Genomic DNA, 19,179 nt, shown 5'->3' with positions numbered 1-19,179 from the left:
GCAGGCGATGCCGTCGCAAGGATCAGCGTGGCATATCGGATGCGATTCTTAATCCTCATCTGTGAGGGAAGGTGTGGAGGGTGGCGGACTCCCAGGCAGATCCCTTTTCGTATCTGTGGCGCGCGGGCGAAGCCTCCTGAAAGGAAGGAAGCTCTTGTATGCGACGTGGCGGCATTGTCTTTCTACTCATCGGTCTGATCCTGGTCATAGGCGCCGGGGCCCTGTTCTTTCTCCTTTCGCAACCCGGCGGAGGGGGGCTGATCGGAGGGGCGCAACCCACCCCGGCTCTGCCCACCGAGGTGCCGGAGGTGGAAATCGTGCGGGCGCGCGTAGACATCCCGGCAAATACGCTGATCGTTGACACCACTTTGCTCGATGTCATCACCATTCCTCAGACAGAGTTTGATCCAGACCAGAACTTCTCGAGCACCGGCGAGATCGTGGGCAAGCTCACCACGAGACCATTCCGGGCCAACGAGTTCATTGTCAGGGCGGGGTTGACCGAACCAGGCCTCTCGCAGCAGATTCCCACCGCCGAGCCTGACCGGGCGCGAGACAAGGCCTATCCATTCATCGTAAACAACCTTTCGGGCGTGGCCGACCGGATCGTCCCTGGAGACTTCGTGGACGTGGTGGCGACCTTCAGCGTGCCCCGGCGCGAGTCGTACCCGCAGGTGGTGAACCCGGAACGGTTGCTGAACGACCTCACCCTCAACAGCACCAAGACCATCGTTCAGCGAGCGCAGGTGCTGCAGATCGTCCGCCCGCCGGTGAGCGCCGAGGCGACGCCGGAGGCGGGAACGGCCCCGCCGCCGAGCGGGAGCCTGCCCCAGGTAGACGCCTCGGGCCAGCCGATTGACCCGGCGACCGGCCAGGCGTCCGGCCCGATCACTGCCGAGGCGTGGACGCTGTTGCTGGCGCTCAATGATCAGGAAGTGGAGTTGATGGAGTTCGCCCTGGCGTCGAACGCGCGCCTGGTGCTGGTGCTGCGCGGAGCGGGCGACGACCAGTTCGAGCCGACGATCGGGGCCACGCTGGATCTGTTGATCTCCGAATTCGGGCTGCCCCTGCCATACGCCCTGCCGCCACAGGTCGTGGGTCCCGAGACCGCCCTGACCCCCGAACCGACGCGCACCCCGGCGCCCACCCGCGTGCCGTGATGGCCAATCACGGGATTGCGTATCCCGATACCCGCGTCGGATGGGCGCACCCGTTCGCGGATTCCGACATTTTGCTGTTGTTGGATACCGGACCTGGTTCGGACGAAGGGGTATAATAGTGGCATCCACCGGCGCCTTTCGGGGCGGTATGGAGCGCGCGCCTCGCGCCAGGTGGCCACGTTGCCTGACCGAGCATCGTCAGACGCCAATCCCCGGCACAAGTGAGGAGTTTATTCTATGACCGACGAGAAGATCCGGGTGATGATCGTCGATGACATCGTTGACACACGCGATCAGCTTGAGAAGCTGCTCTTCTTTGAGAAGGACATCGAAGTCGTGGCGAAAGCCAGCAATGGCCGCGAAGCCGTGGCGCTCGCCAAGCAGCATCACCCCGATGTCGTGCTGATGGACATCAACATGCCGGATATGGACGGCATCGCGGCCACCGAGGCGATACTGAGCCAGGATCCCGCGATCCAGGTCATCATCATGAGTGTGCAGGGGGAGACGGATTACCTGCGGCGAGCGATGCTGGCCGGAGCGCGCGAGTTTCTGACCAAGCCTATCAGCGCCGATGATCTGTACAAGTCCATCCGCCATGTGCATAAGCGGGCCGCGACGCGGCCCCGTTCGGTGGCGGGCGCCGCCGGGCCAGGCATGGTCATGGCGGGAGAGAGCCTGCCCGAAGGACAGATCATCGCTGTGTTCAGCCCCAAGGGGGGCGCGGGCACCTCGGTGGTGGCCGCCAATCTGGCCATCGCCATCCGCCAGCTCACCAACAAGAAGGTAGCCCTGGTAGACGCCAACAGCACCTTCGGCGACCAGAGCGTCATCCTCAGCCTGCGCTCGGATAAGACCATCGTCGAACTGGCGCAACGGGTGGAGGAACTGGACCGTGATCTGCTCAACGACGTGCTGGCAACCCACACCTCGCAGGTCAAGGTGCTGCTGGCGCCCCTTGATCCGCAGCGAGGCGAACTGGTCACCGCCGATCACCTGCGGGCCATCCTCGAAGGGATGAAGCGCGAGTTCGACTTCATCGTGGTGGATACGCCGGCCTCGTTCCAGGATCGCTCCCTGGCGGTGCTCGACATGGCCACCCGCATCGTTACGCTGATGACGCTGGAGATGCACTGCATCCGCAACATCAAGTTGTTTCTAGAAGTGGCCGAACTGCTGGAGTACCCGCGCGAAAAGGTGATGCTGGTGCTCAACAAAGCCACCAATCGCACCGACATCCGCGCCGAGGAGGTGGAGAAGAACATCCAGCGCAAGATCCAGTTGCAGATCTGCGACGCCGGGCCGGATATGATCAGCTCGATCAACCAGGGAGTGCCGCTGATTATCGGCAAGGCCACCCATCGGGCGGCGCGCGATATTGGCATGCTGGCCCGCGAGTTGACGCTGGCGACAAAGACTGCGGCAGCGGGAACGCCGGGAGCAGCGCCAGCGGCCACCGAGGTCGCAGGGCCGAAGAGCGGCGGCCTGTTCACACGGCTGATCAAGCGGTAATTCAATAAAGGGGAACCACCATGTCGTTGCTCAAACGTATCGGCGCCACTCCTGGCGAAGCCCCGGCGACTCCCGCGACGCGGCCAGGGGGCGGCGTCGCGTCGCCGCGGGCGCCCGCGGCCCGCGAAGACGACACCTTCAACGAGATCAAGCTGCGGGTGCAGAACCGGCTGATCAACGAACTTGACCCCAAACTCGATCTCACCAATAAGGCCCGTGTGCGTAAACAGGTCGAAGACGCTTTCCAGGCCATTCTCGACGGCGAAAGCATTGTGCTGACGCGCAGCGAGCGTCAGCGCATGTTCGAGAGCATCGAGGCCGACATTATCGGTCTCGGGCCGCTGGAGCAACTGCTGGCCGATCCCGAGATCAGCGAAATCATGGTCAATGGCCCCAAACAGATCTACATCGAAAAACGGGGCAAATTGATCAAAACCGATGTCACCTTCAGCAATGATGAGCACGTGCTGCGGATCATTGATCGCATCGTGGCGCCGCTGGGCCGGCGCGTGGACGAGTCCTCGCCCATGGTTGACGCGCGCCTGCCCGATGGCTCGCGCGTCAATGCCATCATTCGCCCGCTGGCGCTCAATGGTCCGACGATCACCATCCGCAAGTTCCGCAAGGATAAACTGACGATCCACGATCTGGTGCGCTTCGGCTCGCTGACCCAGGATATGGCCGATTTCCTGGGCGCCTGCGTCAAGGCGCGCACCAACATCGTGGTCTCGGGCGGCACCGGTTCAGGCAAGACCACGCTGCTCAACGTGCTGTCGAACTTCATCCCTGAAGACGAGCGCATCATCACCATCGAGAACGCCGCCGAGCTGCAATTGCAGCAGGACCACGTCGTCAGCCTCGAGTCGCGCCCGCCGAATGTTGAGGGACGCGGCGAGATCACCATCCGCGACCTGGTAATCAACAGCCTGCGTATGCGCCCGGAACGGATCATCGTTGGCGAGTGCCGCGGCGGGGAAACGCTCGACATGCTCCAGGCGATGAACACCGGTCACGACGGCTCGATGACCACCATTCACGCCAACTCGCCTCGCGATGCCGTGGGCCGTATCGAAACCATGTGCCTGATGGCGGGCATGGACCTGCCAGCGCGGGCGATTCGCGAACAGATCGCTTCGGCGGTGCAATTGTTTGTGCAGCAGTCGCGCCTCAAGGACGGCTCGCGCAAGGTGACGCAGATCACCGAGGTGTCGGGCATGGAAGGCGACGTGGTAGTGATGCAGGACATCTTCGTCTTCGAGCAGACGGGGATTGATGAGCGCGGCAAGATCGTTGGCCAGTTGCGGCCCACGGGCGTGCGTCCGAAGTTCGTCGAGAAGTTTGAAACTCTGAACATCTTTCTGCCGCCAAACATCTTCGGTTCAGGGGATCGCTTCAGCTTTTAAGACAAGGAATAGATGGCTATGGATCGTATTCTCTCGCCTGAGATGCTGCCGATCGTCCTGGCGATCGGCGGGTTGCTGCTGCTGCTGATCATCCTGCTGATCTGGCAGTTAAGCGGCCAGAGGGACAAAGATGTTTCCTCGCGACTGGCGGAGTATGTCGGTCCAGCCACACCGCAGCCGGCAGCCAATCCGCGCCAGGCGCTCGAGCGCATTGACCGCGTGGTGGTGCAGAGTAAGCGCGGGAGCAACATCCAGCGCGACCTGGCGCGAGCCGATGTCAAACTGACGGTCGCGGAGTTTATCATTATCAAGATCGTCTGCGCGCTGCTGGGAGCGGGCTTCGGGGCCTTCGTCGGGAGAGCCAGCCCGGCAGCGATGTTTGCCAGCGGCCTGGCGGGAGCGGTGGTGTTCTCGTTTCTCCCCAACCTCTACCTCGCCATCCAGTCCCGGCGGCGGATCAAGGCCTTCAACAATCAACTTGGCGACACGATTACCATGATGGCGAACGCGCTGCGGGGCGGCTATAGCTTCCTGCAGACGCTGGACATGGTCGCGCGCGAAGCCCCGGCGCCGATGTCGTCGGAGTTTCGCCGGGTGGTGCAGGAGGTGGGCCTGGGCCGCAGCACCGAAGAGGCGCTGCAAAACTTGCTGCGACGCATGCCCTCCGATGATCTGGAGTTGCTGATCACCGCGGTGAACATTCAGATGGAAGTGGGCGGCAACCTGGCGCAGATCCTCGACACCATCGGCCATACCATTCGCGAGCGGGTGCGGATCAAAGGCGAGATCCAGACCCTGACGGCGCAGGGGCGCATCTCCGCATGGGTGATTACCGGCCTGCCGGTGGCGCTGGCGATCTTTATCTCTATGGTCAATCCAGAATATATGGCCCCGATCTTCACCCTGGGCATGCCGCCGGACGCCTGGTGCTGCCTGCCGGTAACGGCGGCGGTGATGATCGTCATCGGCTATTTTGCGATTATGAAGATTATTGATATTGAAGTGTAAGTACTCTGTGAACTACGTTTTTCGATAACTCCGCCCCCTCCCCAACCCTCCCCCGCTGGAGGAGGGAGTCCGGCTCCTCCCCTCGACGGGGGAGGTTGGGAGGGGGGTGGAAATCCCAGGAAACTTCGTTCACAGACTAGTAAGTACTCAAGCGGCTGCCCGGGAGGGCTGCGCCCTCCCGGTGGACAGGGGTAAGGGGAAACTCGGTTTCCCCACGCGTGTAACGCTCACAGCGAGGAGAAGCGATGGCAACACTGTTGACGGTTGCGATCCTGCTGCTTGGGGTGGGCCTGATCGGCGTAAGTCTGGCGCGGATGCGCCAGCCTGATGTCGTCGGCGAACGGCTGAACCAGTACACCGAGCGGGCGCTGACGCTGGAGGAACTGGAACTGCAACAGCCGTTCCACGAGCGCGTGATCATTCCCGCAACGAAGAGCATCCTCGCGACGCTCGGCAAGTATGGCCCCAAACAGAGCGCCGAACGCTTGCGGCGCAACTTGCAGATGGCCGGCAATCCAGGCGGGATTACGCCGGCGATGTTCGTGGGCCTGCGGGTAGTGCTGGCCCTGGTGCTTGGGGTGATCATCAGCCTGCTGACGTTCCGCACGATGGCCCTCCTGCAGGCCCTGATGTACAGCGCCATTGGCTTCGCGCTGGGCTACATGCTGCCAGTAATATGGCTGGGCCGGCGCATCACGGCGCGGAAGAAGGCCATTACCAGGGCCCTGCCCGACGCGCTCGATCTGCTGTGCATCAGCGTGGAAGCGGGCCTGGCCTTCGACCTGGCGCTGCAACGGGTGGCCGATAAGTGGGACGACGAACTCTCGCGGGAGTTCAAGCGGGTACTCAAAGACATCCAACTGGGCCGCACCCGGCGCGAGGCGCTGAAGGATCTTGCCGACCGCACCGGGGTGGACGATGTGCAGACCTTTACCGCCGCAGTGATCCAGGCCGATCAACTGGGCGTTTCGATGGCGAAGATCCTGCGCATCCAGAGCGATCAGATGCGCGTGCGCCGCCGGCAGCGGGCCGAAGAACTGGCCCAGCAGGCCCCGATCAAGATGCTGTTTCCAATGGTGTTCCTGATCTTCCCGGCGCTGTTCGTGGTCATCCTCGGGCCGGCGGTGCCCCGCATCATCTCCAGTTTCAGCGGCCTCTAAGCGACGGTTTCCGCCTGTGACCGTGGTGCGCATCCGCAACCTGACGCGCGAGCAGGTGCTCGCGGAACGCTGCGAGGTGGCGCGCAGCTTTCTGGCCCGGAGCCGAGGCCTGATCGGGCGTGAGGCCCTCGCCGCGGGCGAGGGCCTGCTGATCCGTCCCTGCTCGAGTGTGCATAGCTTTTTCATGCGCTTCCCGATTGACGTGGTCTTCGTTGATCGCCACAACCGGGTGGTCGGTCTCACCGAGGCCATGCCGCCGAACCGGCCCTATGCCGGCGCCTGGGGGGCGCGATACGTGGTCGAATTGCCCAGTGGCACCATCGCCGCCACGGGAACGCGCGTAGGAGACGCGCTGTGTGTGGAGGAGACGCATACCCGGCCTTGATCTGCGGTATCATGCTCCTATGGCGGCGTGGCCTGCGCCCCGCCGCCTGAATCAAGAGCCTGTTCGCAAGGAGCGCTCCTGCATGCATATCCTCGTGACAAACGACGATGGGATTGATAGTCCGGGTCTGTGGGCCTTAGCCGGAGCTCTGCGCGAGGCCGGGCTGGGCACAGTGCTGGTCGTAGCCCCCGAGGAAGAGCAGAGCGGCATGAGCATGGCGCTGCCACCGCCGCGCCGCGACCTGACGTTGCGCCCCGTCCCCCCTCCCGATCCGATACACCGGGACATTCCAGCCTATGCTTTCAGCGGCACGCCGGTAGGCTGCGTGCTGGCCGGGATGCTGGCCAGGCTTGGCCCACGCCCCGATGTGGTGGTTTCGGGGGTTAATCGCGGGCTAAACAGCGGCACCAACGTGCTGCTGAGCGGCACGGTTGGCGCCGCGATGCTCGCCGCCCTGTGGGGCCTGCCGGCTATGGCCGTCTCGCAGATGTTCGTGGGCGATGCGCCGATGCCCTGGGGTACGGCCACCTGGGCCGCAGTGAAGAGCTTCCCTCTGCTCGAACGGTTGCGGGGGCGCGGCCCGGTGGTGCTCAATGTGAATGCCCCTCACCTGCACGACATCGCCGATGTGCGCGGCTTTCGACAGACCCGCCTCTCCGATTTCTTTTATGGCCACGTTGTGGATATGGAACTGGAGCCCGACCCGGCTGACGGCGATGGTCGGCGACGGCTGCTGATCCGCTTTGCGCGCGATCGCATTCCCGAATTCCCCGATTACACCGACGATGGCGCAGTCCGCTCGGGCTATGTGTCCATCTCCGTGCTTACCCCTATGGGGGTCGCCACCGACCTCGACCTCAGCGCGGCGATCGAGCGCCTGTGAGGTGTCCTCACCCTCCTCCCTGCCTCCTCCCTCTCCACCTGCGGTGGAAAGCGAGGGGGGCGCCGAACGCAGCAAGGCAGGAGAGGGCGAGTCGTCTGTGACCTGCGTTTCCTTGCTTTTCTGCCCCCTCCCAGCCTCCCCCCGTTGGAGGAGGAGCCGGACTCCCTCTCCCAGCGGGGGAGGATCAGGGAGAAGGTGGGAGATTTAGTGAAAAACCAGTTCACAGACTGGCGAAGAACGAGGCCCCGCTGCCGGCTGGAGGAGCATGGGGGAAAGCGGGTTTCCCCATGCCTCTGCCGGATGGGTTGCGTGCAACCCGACGGAGTATGATAAGAACATACGGGCACGGCGGCGATCGTCAGAGGAATGAGGTAGGCGCGTGAGCAGCATTGATATGTCCGAACTACGGGCGTGGGTGCGGGAAGCAGGGCTCCACGCCCGTCGCTACTTTAACAACGTGGAGGCGCAGCGTAAGGCCGACCGGAGCTGGGTGACCCGGGCTGATCTGGAAGTCGAACAGTTCTTGCGCGAGCGAATTGCTGCCCGCTATCCAGAGCATGGGATCATTGGCGAGGAACAGGGGTTGGAAGCGACCGACCGCGAGTTCGTATGGTGCCTGGACCCGATTGACGGCACCGGGTCGTTCGTAGCGGGCTTGCCCACCTGGTGTGTTTCGGTGGGCCTGCTGCGCGATGGGCAACCCTGCCTGGGCGCGATCTATCTGCCTATTCTCGATGACTGCTACTGGGCCGAGGCAGAGGGGCCGGCCTATCGCAATGAGACGCCGATCCACGCCAGCAGAACCACGACGATTGACAACAACGACTGGATCAGTATTTCATCCTACGCGCATCGCCAGTTCCGGATCGACTTTCCGGCGAAGACGCGGAGTCTGAGCAGCGTAGCGGCGGATTGCTGCTATGTGGCTCGCGGCAGTTCGCTTGGCGCGCTGATCGGGCGGGCCAATCTGTGGGATCTGGCAGCCGGCCTGGCGATCAGCCGCGCCGCCGGGGCGGTCGCCGTAGGGTTAAGCGGAGCGCCGCTGGACACAACGCAACTCCTCGATGGGCGCAAATTGCCCGAGCCGATCATTATCGCCCCGCCACAACTGGTGGACCTCCTGCGAGGTTACATCTCGCGGCGCTGATGCGCGCTGGCGTCTGCTATTCCGGCGCGGCCATGGGTGCAGTGGGCGCAATGCACGTCCCCCTCGATGTTCAGTCGCTCTGGGGAGCGCGCAGAGGGCGATTGAGACCCACCTGCAGGCGCCATTCGGCCAGGGAGGAGCCGCTGGCAGCGGCATACACGTCGGTGAGGGCAATAGCGGCCAGCTCCCAGCTGTGGCGACGCTCCACGAGACGGCGGGCGGCCCGCCCGAGGCGTCCGCGGACGGGCGGTTCGTTCAGCAGAACCAGAGTAGCCCGCGCCAGGTCGAAGGGACCCTCGGCGACGAGCAGTTCCTCGCCGTCGCGCCCGCCTACATCGAGGGCTAGGCGCTCGCAGGCAGCCAGGGGCAGCGCGGTGGCCATGGCCTCCAGCGCGCTGTGAGGTGTGGTCGCGGTTGGCGCCACGGGCGCCAGAGCCAGGGTGGCGCCGGTCAGATAGATGCGCGCGTCACGCACAGGGTTGACGAAGGTGACCCGCGGATCGGCGGTGAGAACACTACGCAGACGCCGGTCAGAGGCTCCCAGCACCGTCAGGCGCACTTCGGGGCGCGTGCGCCAGATTATGGCGAGGGTAGCGGCGGCCAGGCGCAGGGCATGGCGCGCCTCGGAGCGGCTCAGGTCACGCAGATCGAGCAGCAGGGTGGCGGGTTCGCGCAGGTTGAGCGGGGGGGCGAAGCGTTGCAGGTCAAGAGTGCTGGGCACCGTATAGATGTGTGCGTCGGTCGTCTCGCCGATCCCCAGAGCGCGCAGGGCGCAAAGGTCGTCTTCAGCGGTAAGAATAATATGCTCGAATGGCGCCAGCCGCCGGAACTCCTGCCGGCGGATGCGGGCCAGCCGGGCAACGCGCGTGACGCGGGCAAGGGGAGCGCTGATGCGGAGGGCGTGCTCCAGGCGCCGCGAGAAGCAGGTGACGGCATCTACAACCGTTGGTACGGGCAGAGGCCGGCCCAGTAGCATGGCCGCGCGGATGTCGAGGTGCGCCAGGTCGAAACGCTCGCTGGCGATAAGGTCAGCGACGACACCGGCAAGGTTGCGGCGGTGGCGCACGGGAATGACCTGCCGGCAGTAGCGGCTGAGGTCATCAAAGGTGGTGCCTGCCCGGTCGGCAAAGACGAGGGTTACGGTATGTCCGTAGCGGGCCAGGGCGGCGATAAAGCCATGGGTGCGCGGATGACCGAACGTAGGCGCCGCGCCGCAGACAAGAAGCACATCCATAGACACCCCCCTCGACAGGCGTACCGCAGCGAGCGGCTGACGGCGTTGTCATTCCAGAATGATTGTAGAGGTGGCAGATGAAAAGGGGTTGGCAGGAACGAGGTTGGCAGATTGCGTTCCTCTCATCAGCCGCGCCCTGTGCCACTTAGCGGTTCACCACAGAGCGCGCAGGGGACGGGCCGTATGAAACCCTCTCTGGCGGGCGCATGTCTGGCAGGATGAAGATTACTGAACTCTGAGGTTAAAGCGAAAGATGACCGATGAGACAGCCAGGATTTTGGATTTTGGATTGTTGTACATAGGTTCCTGACAAGATAGGGCGACGGCTGGCGGGTATGGAGCGATCACTTGCTCTGGTGGGGCTGAGCGGCGCAGGGAAGTCAACGCTGGCACGGATGCTGGCGGGGCAACTGGGATGGCCGGTGGCCGACACCGACGCACTGGTGGTGGAGCGGACGGGACTGTCGGTGGCGGAGATTTTCGCCCGGCAAGGCGAAGCGGCATTTCGCGATCTGGAGGCCGAGGCGCTGGCGCAGGCCCTGGAGCAGGGACCGGCAGTGGTGGCGACGGGCGGCGGCGTGGTGCTGCGGGCAGACAATCGGGCGTTGCTGCGGGCGCGGGCCTTTGTGGTGTGGCTGGATGCTCCTGACGCGGAGCTGGTGGAGCGGCTGCGCGCCCACGACGAGGAACGCCCGCTGCTCGCTGGCGACGCCCTGACGCGCCTGGCCGACTTGCGGGCCGCGCGTGAAGCGCTCTACGCGGAGGTGGCGCACCTGCGCCTGGAGACGGCGGGGATGGACCCGGCAGAGGCGGTCAGACGCATCTTGAGCGCCTGTCTACAGTAGGGCATCACCACGATCGCGTGTGCTATAATCCGCGGTTAGAGCACTGAGGGCGCTGAGGCCGCTGAGGCCGCTGAGCCGTCATCGTTGCGGATCAATCATTTCGAGAAATGCTGTAGAACGAAGAAGAACGTGCGAACGGGAGCGCGCCCCGTTATGGCCAAGATCGAGATCCACGCCTGGTATCGCCAGTACCGCAAGCTCAAGGCGCAGGCCGCCGACGCCATTTTGCTCTTTCGCTTCGGCGATTTCTACGAAACCTTCGACGACGACGCCAAACTGGTGGCCGAACTACTCGATGTCACCCTCACGCGCAAGGAATACGCCGTAGACAAGAGCAAACCGCGCGACAGTCAGAAGCTGTACGCTCCAATGGCGGGCATGCCGTACCACGCCGTTGAGCGGTACGTCAGCGAACTGGTGAGTCGGGGCTATCGCGTGGCGATCGCCGAACAACTCACCGAAACCGAGGCGACGCGCACCGACACGCGCCCGCGCTCGGTCTTCGCGGCGGCCATCCAGCCCGCGGCGCCCGGCGAGATCGAGCGCAGGATGGTGCACCGCGAGATCGTGCGCGTCATTACGCCCGGCACGGTGGTGGATCCGGGGATGCTGACGGCCACGGCGAATAACTACCTGGCCGCGGCGCTGGTTGAGGGGGCGCGCGCCGGCCTGGCCTACGCCGATCTCAGCACGGGGGAGTTTGCCGCCACCGAGTTCGGTGGCGAACGGGCCCTCCAGCAACTACAGGGTGAACTGGCGCGTCTGCAGGTCGCCGAGGTGCTGGTTCCCGAGGCTGAAGCGCTGCGCCCTCCAGGGCTGGCCCCTGTCGAGGCGCGGCTCACCCGTGACCTGGCGCCGATGACGCGCGATGAGCGCGAGGCGTTGCTGCCCCACGAGCGCGTGGCGCGCCGGCTCGACGGGGAGAGCGCAGCGCGCTGGTCGCGCGGGCATGTGACGGTGTGGCCCGCCTGGCGCTGGGATCTGGCCGAGGCGCGGGAGGTGCTGCGGCGGCAACTGCGCGTTGGCACGCTGGCGGCCTTCGGGCTCGATGAGCGGCCCCTCGCCACGCGCGCCGCCGGAGCGCTGCTGCAGTATGTGCACGAGACCCAGCGGCACCAGGCGGCACAGTTGAATACGCTGCGGGTCTATTCGATGGCCAGCTTCATGTTCCTCGACCCGCAGACGCGCCGCAATCTGGAGTTGCTGGAACCGGGGCGGCAGGGCGGGCGCACGGCGCTGGTGAACGTGCTCGACCGGACGCGCACGCCAATGGGGGCGCGGCTGCTGCGGCGCTGGATCGCCCAGCCCCTCGTGAGTCTGGCCCCGTTGCAGGCGCGCCAGGCTGCGGTGGCCCGGCTGGTGGAGCGCTCCATGGCACGGGCGGAGTTGCGCGAGGCCCTGGGCGCCGTCGGCGACATGGAACGGGCCCTCAACCGTATCGCCCAGGGGCTGGCCGTAGCAACGCCGCGCGACCTGGTGCAACTGCGGGCCTCGCTGCGCGCCCTGCCTGCGGTGCTCGCCGCCGCCGGGGCCGATCTGGCGCACCTCATCCCCGATGATGAGATGACGCCGGAAGCCGGCGCGGCGCCGCCACCAGAGGGCGCGGCGCCGGATGAGGAGTTGTTTGAAGCCGCAGGCGAGGCCACACCTCCACCGCCCATCCTCGACCCCTGCGCCGACGTGCTGGATCTGCTCGAACGGGCGCTGGACGATGAACCGCCGGCCTTGCTCGGGGCCTCGAATTACCTGCGGAGCGGCGATGAGGGCGGCGAACGTCCGCGGCGGGTAATCCGCCCTGGCTTCGAGCCGCGGATTGACGCCCTGGTGCAGGCCAGCCGCCATGCCCAGGAGTTCATTGACCGGCTGGAGGCCAGGGAACGCGAGCGCACCGGCATCAAGTCGCTTAAGGTGGGCTACAACAGCGTCTTCGGGTACTATATCGAGGTTTCACGCACGACTGACGAACGACTCATCCCCAGAGACTATGAGCGCAAGCAGACCCTCGTCGGGGCCGAACGGTACATCACTGCGGAACTGAAGGAGTACGAACAGATCATTGACCGGGCCAGGCTGCAACTCATCGAACTGGAACGCGAAGCCTTCGCGCGGCTCTGCGCGCAGATCAGCGCGCACGTGGAGCGGCTGCGCCGCGTCGTTCGGGCGCTTGCTCGCCTCGACGCGACGCAATCCCTCGCCGAGACCGCCGTGCGCTGCGGGTATACTCGCCCGCAGCTCGACGAAAGCACGCGCCTGCGGATCGTGCGCGGGCGCCACCCGGTGGTCGAACAGATGCTGGCCGAGCCGTTTGTGCCCAATGACATCGCCCTTGACACCGAAGAGGCCCAGTTGCTGATTATCACCGGCCCGAACATGGCCGGCAAGAGCACGGTGCTGCGGCAGGTGGCGCTAATCGTCCTGATGGCGCAGATCGGCTCTTTCGTACCCGCCGAGTATGCCGAAGTGGGCCTGGTAGACCGCATCTTCACCCGCATTGGCGCACAGGACGACATTGCGACCGGGCAGTCGACCTTTATGGTCGAGATGACCGAAACCGCCGCCCTGCTGCTCCAGAGCACGCGGCGAAGCCTGATCATCCTCGACGAGGTCGGTCGCGGCACCTCAACCTACGATGGCATGGCGATTGCCCAGGCCGTGATCGAGTACCTGCACAACGAGCCGCACCTGGGTTGTCGCACCCTGTTCGCGACCCACTACCATGAGTTGACGGCGCTGGAGGGGACGCTGCCGCGGGTGCGCAACTACCACATGGCCGCGGTTGAGCAGGATGGGCAGGTGGTATTTCTGCACGAACTGCGCCCCGGAGGGGCGGACCGCTCCTACGGCATCCACGTGGCCGAACTGGCCGGCATTCCCCGCGCGGTGACGGCCCGCGCCAGCGCTCTGCTGGCCGAACTGGAGGGGCGGCGAAGCCCGGCGATGCCGAGGAGCGCGAATGGTCGTCAGACAGAGGACCGGACGACAGCAGAGGTTGTGGAGAGGCTGGAGGACGCGCAAAGCCCCCTGGCAGCCGCAACACCCCCACGGGGGCGCCGGCGGGTCAACGCGCAGCTCAGCCTCTTCGAGGCGGCGCCCGGCCCGGTGCTGGAGTATTTGCGCCGGCTGAACATCAACGAGTTGACCCCGCTGCAGGCGCTGAACTTGCTGTACGAGTTGCAGAAGCTGGCGGGCAAGGCGGAGTGATGCGATTTGGGATTTGGGATTTGGGATTTGGGATGACCGTATCACGATTCGAAGGACTGGAGAAGACTTGTGGACGTAGTTCGCTTCCTCACGCCAGGTCTGAGCACCCGTCCTTCCGTGTTGACGATGGGGAAGTACGACGGCGTGCATCTGGGGCATCAGCAACTGATCAACACCACCGTCGAGCGGGCCCGCAGTCTGGGGATGCAGAGCGTCGTGCTGACCTGGGAGCCGCATCCGAACGCGGTGATCCGGCCCGATGTCCCGCTGCAACTGCTGACCAGTCTGGAGGAGCGCATCGAGCTGATCGCCGAGCTGGGGCCAGATCTGCTGATTGTGGCGCCGTTCACCGCTGAAACCAGGGCCACCAGCGCCGAGGAGTATATGCGGCAGATTGTCGCCGCGGCGCCGGTGCGCGAGCTGTGGGTCGGCGAAGATTTCGCGATGGGTCGCGGGCGCGCTGGCGATGTGGCTACGCTGATGACCATCGGGGTGGAACTGGGTTTCGCGGTGGGCGCGGTGCGCAAGGTCATCGTTGGCGGCGAGCCGGTGAGCGCGTCGCGGGTGCGCGAGGCGTTGCGCCGCGGCGCGGTTGATGAAGCGATGGCCCTGCTCGGGCGGCCCTTTGGTCTGCGGGGGATCGTAGTCGAGGGCGACCGGCGGGGCCGGACGATCGGCTTTCCCACCGCCAATCTCCGCATCGATCCGACGCATGTGCTGCCCGCCGATGGGGTCTATGCCGGTCATGTGTATCTCAACGGCGAAGCGCTACCGGCGGTGACCAATGTTGGTCTGCGCCCGACGTTCAATGGCTTGCACCGGACGGTGGAGGCGCACCTGCTGGACTGGAGCGGCGATCTCTACGGACGCTCGATCCGGGTGACGTTCCTGCACCGGCTGCGCGGCGAGCAGCGGTTTGATGGGCCGGCGGCCCTGGTGGCGCAGATCCGCCAGGACGCGGCGCGGGCGCGGGAGTTGCTGCGGCCATGAGCGCCTCCACTCGCTCGCCTGTTCCGGCACGCGAGGCGCCTCTGGTTCCCCCTTCGCCAGCGCTCCTGCGCGCCGCGCTGCTTGCGGGAGCGCTGCCCCTGCTCATCTGCACAACCCTCTGGCTCTCCCTGGCTTTGCCGCGCTCGTTGAGCCTCGATGTCGGTGCCATCGGCTCCGGCGACCGGATCTTCCTGCGCGGCGTGTACCAGCCCGAGATTGTGAACCCTGGCAATCCTGCGGCGCGCACCTACCGCTGGGCGCGGGGGGATGCCGAAGTGCTGCTGCCCCTGGGGCGGAACGCACCGGCGATCTTCAGCGCCGATATGCACGCCGCGCCGCAGCCCACGGACCGGCCGCTGGCTTTCGCCATGTACGCCGGCAATGAACGCTTACGCTTTGACGTGCCCGCAGCGGCGCGGAAATACCATATTCTGCTGCCACCCGCAAGTGTCGAGCAGGGCGTGATTCGGCTGCGCTTCGCCAGCCCGACGGTCAGCCCGCCAGGGGATGACCGGCGACTGGCGGTAGCGCTGGGTCAGGTGGGAGTGCGCCCGCTGCCGGGGCCGGCCCGTCCTGCGCTGGCCCCGTTGCTGGCCGAGGCAGCTCTGGTGGGTCTGGTGGTGGCGCTGTTCTGGGCCAACGGCGCGCGTATGGCCGGGATGGTCGCGGCGGGATTGGGCGCGACGGCTCTGCTGGCCGGTCTGAACGTGGCGGCGAGCGGCTGGATGGTTGTGGGAGTCTGGTCGCTGCTGCTGGTCGGGGCGACCCTGGCGGCAGCCAGTCTGGCAGCGCGCCGGCTGCTGTCCCGTGTCGCGCCCGCCGAGGCGCGGTTCGCGCGGCGCCTCTGGTGGATTACCCTGGCGGGCCTGGGGTTGCGGCTGATCGGCGTCAGCGCGCCGGGCTTCGCGTTCAACGACCTGGACATCCAGACGATCTTCCTCGGCAACGTGCTGCGGGGGGAGGTGTTTTTGTTTGTCGGGTCGCACGAGTTTGCCCGTGGGCAAACCTTCTACCCTAGCGGGCCGTACACCCTGGCGTTGCCGCTCCTCCTGCTCCATCCGAAGCTGCCCTTCGCGCTGCACATCGGCGCGGCGCTCGCCGATGCCTGCGGGCCGCCATTGCTGGCGCTGGTGGCGCGCGAATTGCATCTGGGGCGTCGGGCGGCGCTCATCGCAGCCGGACTGCTGGCGCCGCTCCCGGTGTTTCTGACGGCGATCTGGTGGGGGTTCCTGGGCAACATCAGCGGCCAGATGTTCCTGCTGCTGCTGCTCTGGCTGCTGTTGCGCTACACGCGCGCCCCGAGCCGGGCGGGGGCGGCCTTGCTGTTCCTGAGCCTCTGCCTGGTGCTGCTCTCGCACGTGGGAGTGTTGATCCTCACCGTTACCGCCGGGTTGCTCACGCTGGGCCTGGCCTGGCTGCGCCCGCGCCCCTCGGCGATGGCCTGGAGCGGGGTGACCCTGGCGGGCCTCGGCGCCCTCGGTGTATGCGCGCTGGTGTACCTGAGCGCGGTGGCGCCGCCGATGCTGGCGTCGGTGCAGACGATCATGCGCGACCAGCACCTGCTCTCGCCCGAGCGCATGGCCGAGCACCGGGCCTATCTGAACTACGTGCTGCCGGTGGCCGTCTGGCGGGGCATGGGTATGCTGCCCTTCCTGATGTTGCTGCCGGGGATTCCGCTGCTACTGCAACGGGCCGAGCGCCCGCTGGGGCGGGCGCTGGTGCTGGGATGGCTGATCACGCCCTTCATCTACGTGGCGGTGGATTACCTCAACACCATGCAGGTTCGGTATGTCTACTTTATCGCTCCACTATGCTGTCTGGCCAGCGCAGCGGCGCTGGGGCGACTGTGGGAGCGCCCGGCGGGGCGTCGGGTAGCGCTGGTGGCGCTGGCCTTGATCGTCTGGCTGGGAGCGTTTCTGTGGTACCGGGGCGCGGTGCTGGGGATCAAGATGTCGCTGGTGCCGTTGACGCATTAGGACACTGAGCCACTGAGGACGCTGAGCGGGTAATCATTTCGAGAAACGCGATAGCCGCCCAACGCTGCGCGCAGCCCTCTTCTCAATAGACGAACCCGGAGGCGCCGTGCAGCCTCGTGGCGGACCGCGCGGGCATCCATGGGGGAGTGTGAGGTGCGGCCATGCAACGTACACTGACCAGGCACAACGCCGTAACAGGCGCGCTTGTCTTCGCGTTGGCGCTGACGCTGGCCGGCGCGGTCGGCTGGCGGTTGCTGCTGCGCGGTTTCTTGCGGCGTTACTATGAGCAGACGTATGCGCCAATTCGATTAGCGGCGACGGATGTGGGCGACTATCCGGCCGAACAGCATCTGCGCGACGTGCCCTGGATCGCCGCCGATGTCCCGGCCTGCCAATCTACCAGCCTCCAGATGATCGCCGCGCAGCGCGGCGCCCTTTGCTCCCGCGCGCATATTGATTTTCTCATGGCCTTCACCTACGGGTTCAGCGCGATCCCGAGGACGAACATGTTCTTGCCCTGCGGCGTCGATCCCGAAGTGGGCCTGCGTGACGCGGCGCCCTACCTGGGCCTGCGCCGACGTTACTACGTGACCGACGACCCGGCGCTCTACGTCCGGGCGCTGCGTTCCTTCCTGGCCCGCGGCTACCCGGTGCGCGTGGCCCTGGACATGGGCGCGCTCTACGGCGCATCCACGTTCATCGCCCATAGCGACGTGTTAATTGGCTATGACGCCTCCGGATTCTACCTGTACGAGACCGTCTGCGTCCCGCCGGCCACCTGTGCGCCTGGCGAGCGCCCGCCGGGCGAGATCGGGATCTACATCACGGAAGCGCGCCTGCTGCAGGCGGTGACCAGCCTGGCGCGCCGGTTCGCCTATCCGTGGCGTTACTCGCTCACGATCTTCGAGCCCGGTCCGCGGGCCGACGATCTGCGACCGGTCTGGGAGCGCCTGGCGAACGCCACGCTGGGCGGCAATCGCTACGGGCCGCCCACCGGCGTCGTGGTGCTGGAGCGTGTGGCCGACCAGATCGAACGGCGGGGATCGCGCTATCCCGTTGCGGCGATCAAGGAGAGCCTGGAAAGCGCCGCGCGCTTCCGCCGCGACAACGCGCGCTTCCTGCGCGAACGCTTTCCGGACGAAGCTGATATGGCCCGGGCGGCCGAACGGCTCGAGCAGGCGGCGGACGGCTATGCCATCGCGCTCGCGGCGCTCGGCGGCGGGGTCGCCGACCGGCGCGGGGCGAGGCGGATCGCGACCGCGCTGCGCGAAGCGGCGGCAGCCGAGCGCGCGGCGGGCGCGGCGTTCCTTGCCAGGGCCAGTGGTGGTGCGCAGTACCTGGCACAGGAGCGGCAGGGCGCGCAGTAGAGATTTCACGGCTCAACCAGTGGACTGATTACTATCAGATAAAACACCGGCGAAGCGAAGAGCAAGGCGTCGAAACGATCGAGAACCCCACCCTGGGCCCCCAGAAGGGTGCTAAAATCTTTTATCCCAAGCGCGCGCTTCCAGCTCGACTCGACCAGGTCGCCGATCTGCCCTGCGATTCCGAGCGCTGCTCCGACGCATACGCCAGTTACAACCGACCAGCCGATCGTCGTACTCAGCACCCCTCCTAACATGACGGCACAGACGAATCCGCCGATTGCACCAGCGACGGTCTTGCCCGGACTGATCTGCGGCGCGAGTAAGCGTCCGCCAAGCAACTGCCCGGTAATCTGGGCAAAGGCATCATTCCCGGCAATAATCAAATAAAGAAAGACGACTCTGAATCCGCCATCCTCGCCGTGCCAGAGCCAGAGGAGCGGCGCCAGGCAGATGGGGAGGTATACCATCGCGCCCGCAATGCCCATCACACGCGGGCCAGTCCGTCCACGTGCATCGATCAGCGCGCCGGCGGCCAAGGCCAACAGCAGCATTCCCAGCCAGATTGACAGATACGCTGAGAGGGTCAACCATTCGGCAGCGAGCACCAGACTGACGGTAGCTGCCGTCAGAACGATGCGCTCGTGTATGCTTAACCGGAGCGCCCGTGCGATCTCCCAACTGGCGCCACCCCCGATCAAAGCGAGCAATAGCGCCAGGCCGCGCCATGACGGTGGCAGCCAGGCGGCGGCTACAAAGATCAAATTTAACACGATGTAGGTCGGGTACTTCCTCCACACACCCGGCCCGCGGTCGGCGGCCCGCAGCCAGCGCCGTGCCAGCGTCAACCCGATGCTTAGCGCCAGAAACGCGGCGTAGATCAGCAACACCTGAAGATGCCGGTCGCTCAT

Annotated in this window: 15 protein-coding genes; 13 read left to right on the top strand and 2 right to left on the bottom strand. The window is 65.7% G+C overall.

Going from position 1 to position 19,179, the window contains the following annotated elements; genetic code table 11:
- Positions 1-158: 158 nt before the first annotated feature.
- From cpaB to NZU74_08280, 8 genes are all read left to right on the top strand, one after another.
- Complete coding sequence (gene cpaB, locus NZU74_08315) at positions 159-1,160, top strand: Flp pilus assembly protein CpaB (protein MCS6881323.1); 1,002 nt, start codon at positions 159-161, stop codon at positions 1,158-1,160.
- Between the two features lie 237 nt (positions 1,161-1,397).
- Positions 1,398-2,672: a response regulator gene (locus NZU74_08310; GenBank protein MCS6881322.1), complete on the top strand. Its 1,275-nt coding sequence runs from the start codon at positions 1,398-1,400 to the stop codon at positions 2,670-2,672.
- A 20-nt stretch (positions 2,673-2,692) separates the two neighbouring features.
- Complete coding sequence (locus NZU74_08305; GenBank protein MCS6881321.1) at positions 2,693-4,075, top strand: CpaF family protein; 1,383 nt, start codon at positions 2,693-2,695, stop codon at positions 4,073-4,075.
- 18 nt (positions 4,076-4,093) lie between these two features.
- Positions 4,094-5,083: a type II secretion system F family protein gene (locus tag NZU74_08300; protein ID MCS6881320.1), complete on the top strand. Its 990-nt coding sequence runs from the start codon at positions 4,094-4,096 to the stop codon at positions 5,081-5,083.
- Between the two features lie 245 nt (positions 5,084-5,328).
- Entirely contained in the window at positions 5,329-6,243 is a 915-nt protein-coding gene (locus NZU74_08295; protein MCS6881319.1) for a type II secretion system F family protein, read from the top strand.
- 16 nt (positions 6,244-6,259) lie between these two features.
- Positions 6,260-6,628, top strand: coding sequence for a DUF192 domain-containing protein (locus tag NZU74_08290; protein ID MCS6881318.1), 369 nt, complete (start codon positions 6,260-6,262; stop codon positions 6,626-6,628).
- A gap of 82 nt (positions 6,629-6,710) precedes the next feature.
- Entirely contained in the window at positions 6,711-7,511 is an 801-nt protein-coding gene (locus tag NZU74_08285) for a 5'/3'-nucleotidase SurE (GenBank protein MCS6881317.1), read from the top strand.
- 379 nt (positions 7,512-7,890) lie between these two features.
- Positions 7,891-8,658 (top strand): inositol monophosphatase, encoded by a 768-nt coding sequence (locus NZU74_08280; GenBank protein MCS6881316.1) that lies wholly within the window; start codon positions 7,891-7,893, stop codon positions 8,656-8,658.
- A 70-nt stretch (positions 8,659-8,728) separates the two neighbouring features.
- Here NZU74_08280 and NZU74_08275 read toward each other — a convergent pair whose 3' ends face one another.
- Complete coding sequence (locus NZU74_08275; GenBank protein MCS6881315.1) at positions 8,729-9,892, bottom strand: glycosyltransferase; 1,164 nt, start codon at positions 9,890-9,892, stop codon at positions 8,729-8,731.
- 335 nt (positions 9,893-10,227) lie between these two features.
- Between NZU74_08275 and NZU74_08270 the strand changes: the two genes are divergently transcribed.
- The 5 genes from NZU74_08270 to NZU74_08250 all read left to right on the top strand — a co-directional run bounded on the left by NZU74_08270 (position 10,228) and on the right by NZU74_08250 (position 18,271).
- A complete protein-coding gene (locus NZU74_08270; GenBank protein ID MCS6881314.1) occupies positions 10,228-10,737 on the top strand; it encodes a shikimate kinase in 510 nt (169 codons plus the stop codon).
- A 153-nt stretch (positions 10,738-10,890) separates the two neighbouring features.
- Positions 10,891-13,938, top strand: a complete 3,048-nt coding sequence (gene mutS / locus NZU74_08265) for a DNA mismatch repair protein MutS (GenBank protein ID MCS6881313.1) — start codon at positions 10,891-10,893, stop codon at positions 13,936-13,938.
- Positions 13,939-14,007: 69 nt separating this feature from the next.
- On the top strand, positions 14,008-14,928 hold the full coding sequence (locus NZU74_08260) for a bifunctional riboflavin kinase/FAD synthetase (protein MCS6881312.1): 921 nt from the start codon (positions 14,008-14,010) through the stop codon (positions 14,926-14,928).
- Positions 14,925-16,904, top strand: a complete 1,980-nt coding sequence (locus NZU74_08255; GenBank protein MCS6881311.1) for a hypothetical protein — start codon at positions 14,925-14,927, stop codon at positions 16,902-16,904. The genes NZU74_08260 and NZU74_08255 overlap by 4 nt, the downstream gene beginning before the upstream one ends.
- 161 nt (positions 16,905-17,065) lie before the next feature.
- The gene (locus NZU74_08250) at positions 17,066-18,271 is read left to right on the top strand and encodes a BtrH N-terminal domain-containing protein (GenBank protein ID MCS6881310.1); all 1,206 of its coding nucleotides are present in this window, start codon (positions 17,066-17,068) and stop codon (positions 18,269-18,271) included.
- A 5-nt stretch (positions 18,272-18,276) separates the two neighbouring features.
- On the opposite strand, the gene NZU74_08245 is transcribed toward NZU74_08250, so the two are convergent.
- Positions 18,277-19,179: a phosphatidate cytidylyltransferase gene (locus NZU74_08245; GenBank protein ID MCS6881309.1), complete on the bottom strand. Its 903-nt coding sequence runs from the start codon at positions 19,177-19,179 to the stop codon at positions 18,277-18,279.

Source organism: Chloroflexaceae bacterium, from assembly GCA_025057155.1.
Classification (GTDB): domain Bacteria; phylum Chloroflexota; class Chloroflexia; order Chloroflexales; family Chloroflexaceae; genus JACAEO01.
This window is presented reverse-complemented; position numbering and strand designations above follow the sequence as displayed.

Coding starts and splice junctions, on each gene's coding strand:
- cpaB (MCS6881323.1), top strand. CDS start 159: ATGCGACGTGGCGGCATTGTCTTTCTACTCATCGGTCTGATCCTGGTC.
- NZU74_08310 (MCS6881322.1), top strand. CDS start 1,398: ATGACCGACGAGAAGATCCGGGTGATGATCGTCGATGACATCGTTGAC.
- NZU74_08305 (MCS6881321.1), top strand. CDS start 2,693: ATGTCGTTGCTCAAACGTATCGGCGCCACTCCTGGCGAAGCCCCGGCG.
- NZU74_08300 (MCS6881320.1), top strand. CDS start 4,094: ATGGATCGTATTCTCTCGCCTGAGATGCTGCCGATCGTCCTGGCGATC.
- NZU74_08295 (MCS6881319.1), top strand. CDS start 5,329: ATGGCAACACTGTTGACGGTTGCGATCCTGCTGCTTGGGGTGGGCCTG.
- NZU74_08285 (MCS6881317.1), top strand. CDS start 6,711: ATGCATATCCTCGTGACAAACGACGATGGGATTGATAGTCCGGGTCTG.
- NZU74_08275 (MCS6881315.1), bottom strand. CDS start 9,892: ATGGATGTGCTTCTTGTCTGCGGCGCGGCGCCTACGTTCGGTCATCCG.
- NZU74_08270 (MCS6881314.1), top strand. CDS start 10,228: ATGGAGCGATCACTTGCTCTGGTGGGGCTGAGCGGCGCAGGGAAGTCA.
- mutS (MCS6881313.1), top strand. CDS start 10,891: ATGGCCAAGATCGAGATCCACGCCTGGTATCGCCAGTACCGCAAGCTC.
- NZU74_08255 (MCS6881311.1), top strand. CDS start 14,925: ATGAGCGCCTCCACTCGCTCGCCTGTTCCGGCACGCGAGGCGCCTCTG.
- NZU74_08250 (MCS6881310.1), top strand. CDS start 17,066: ATGCAACGTACACTGACCAGGCACAACGCCGTAACAGGCGCGCTTGTC.
- NZU74_08245 (MCS6881309.1), bottom strand. CDS start 19,179: ATGAGCGACCGGCATCTTCAGGTGTTGCTGATCTACGCCGCGTTTCTG.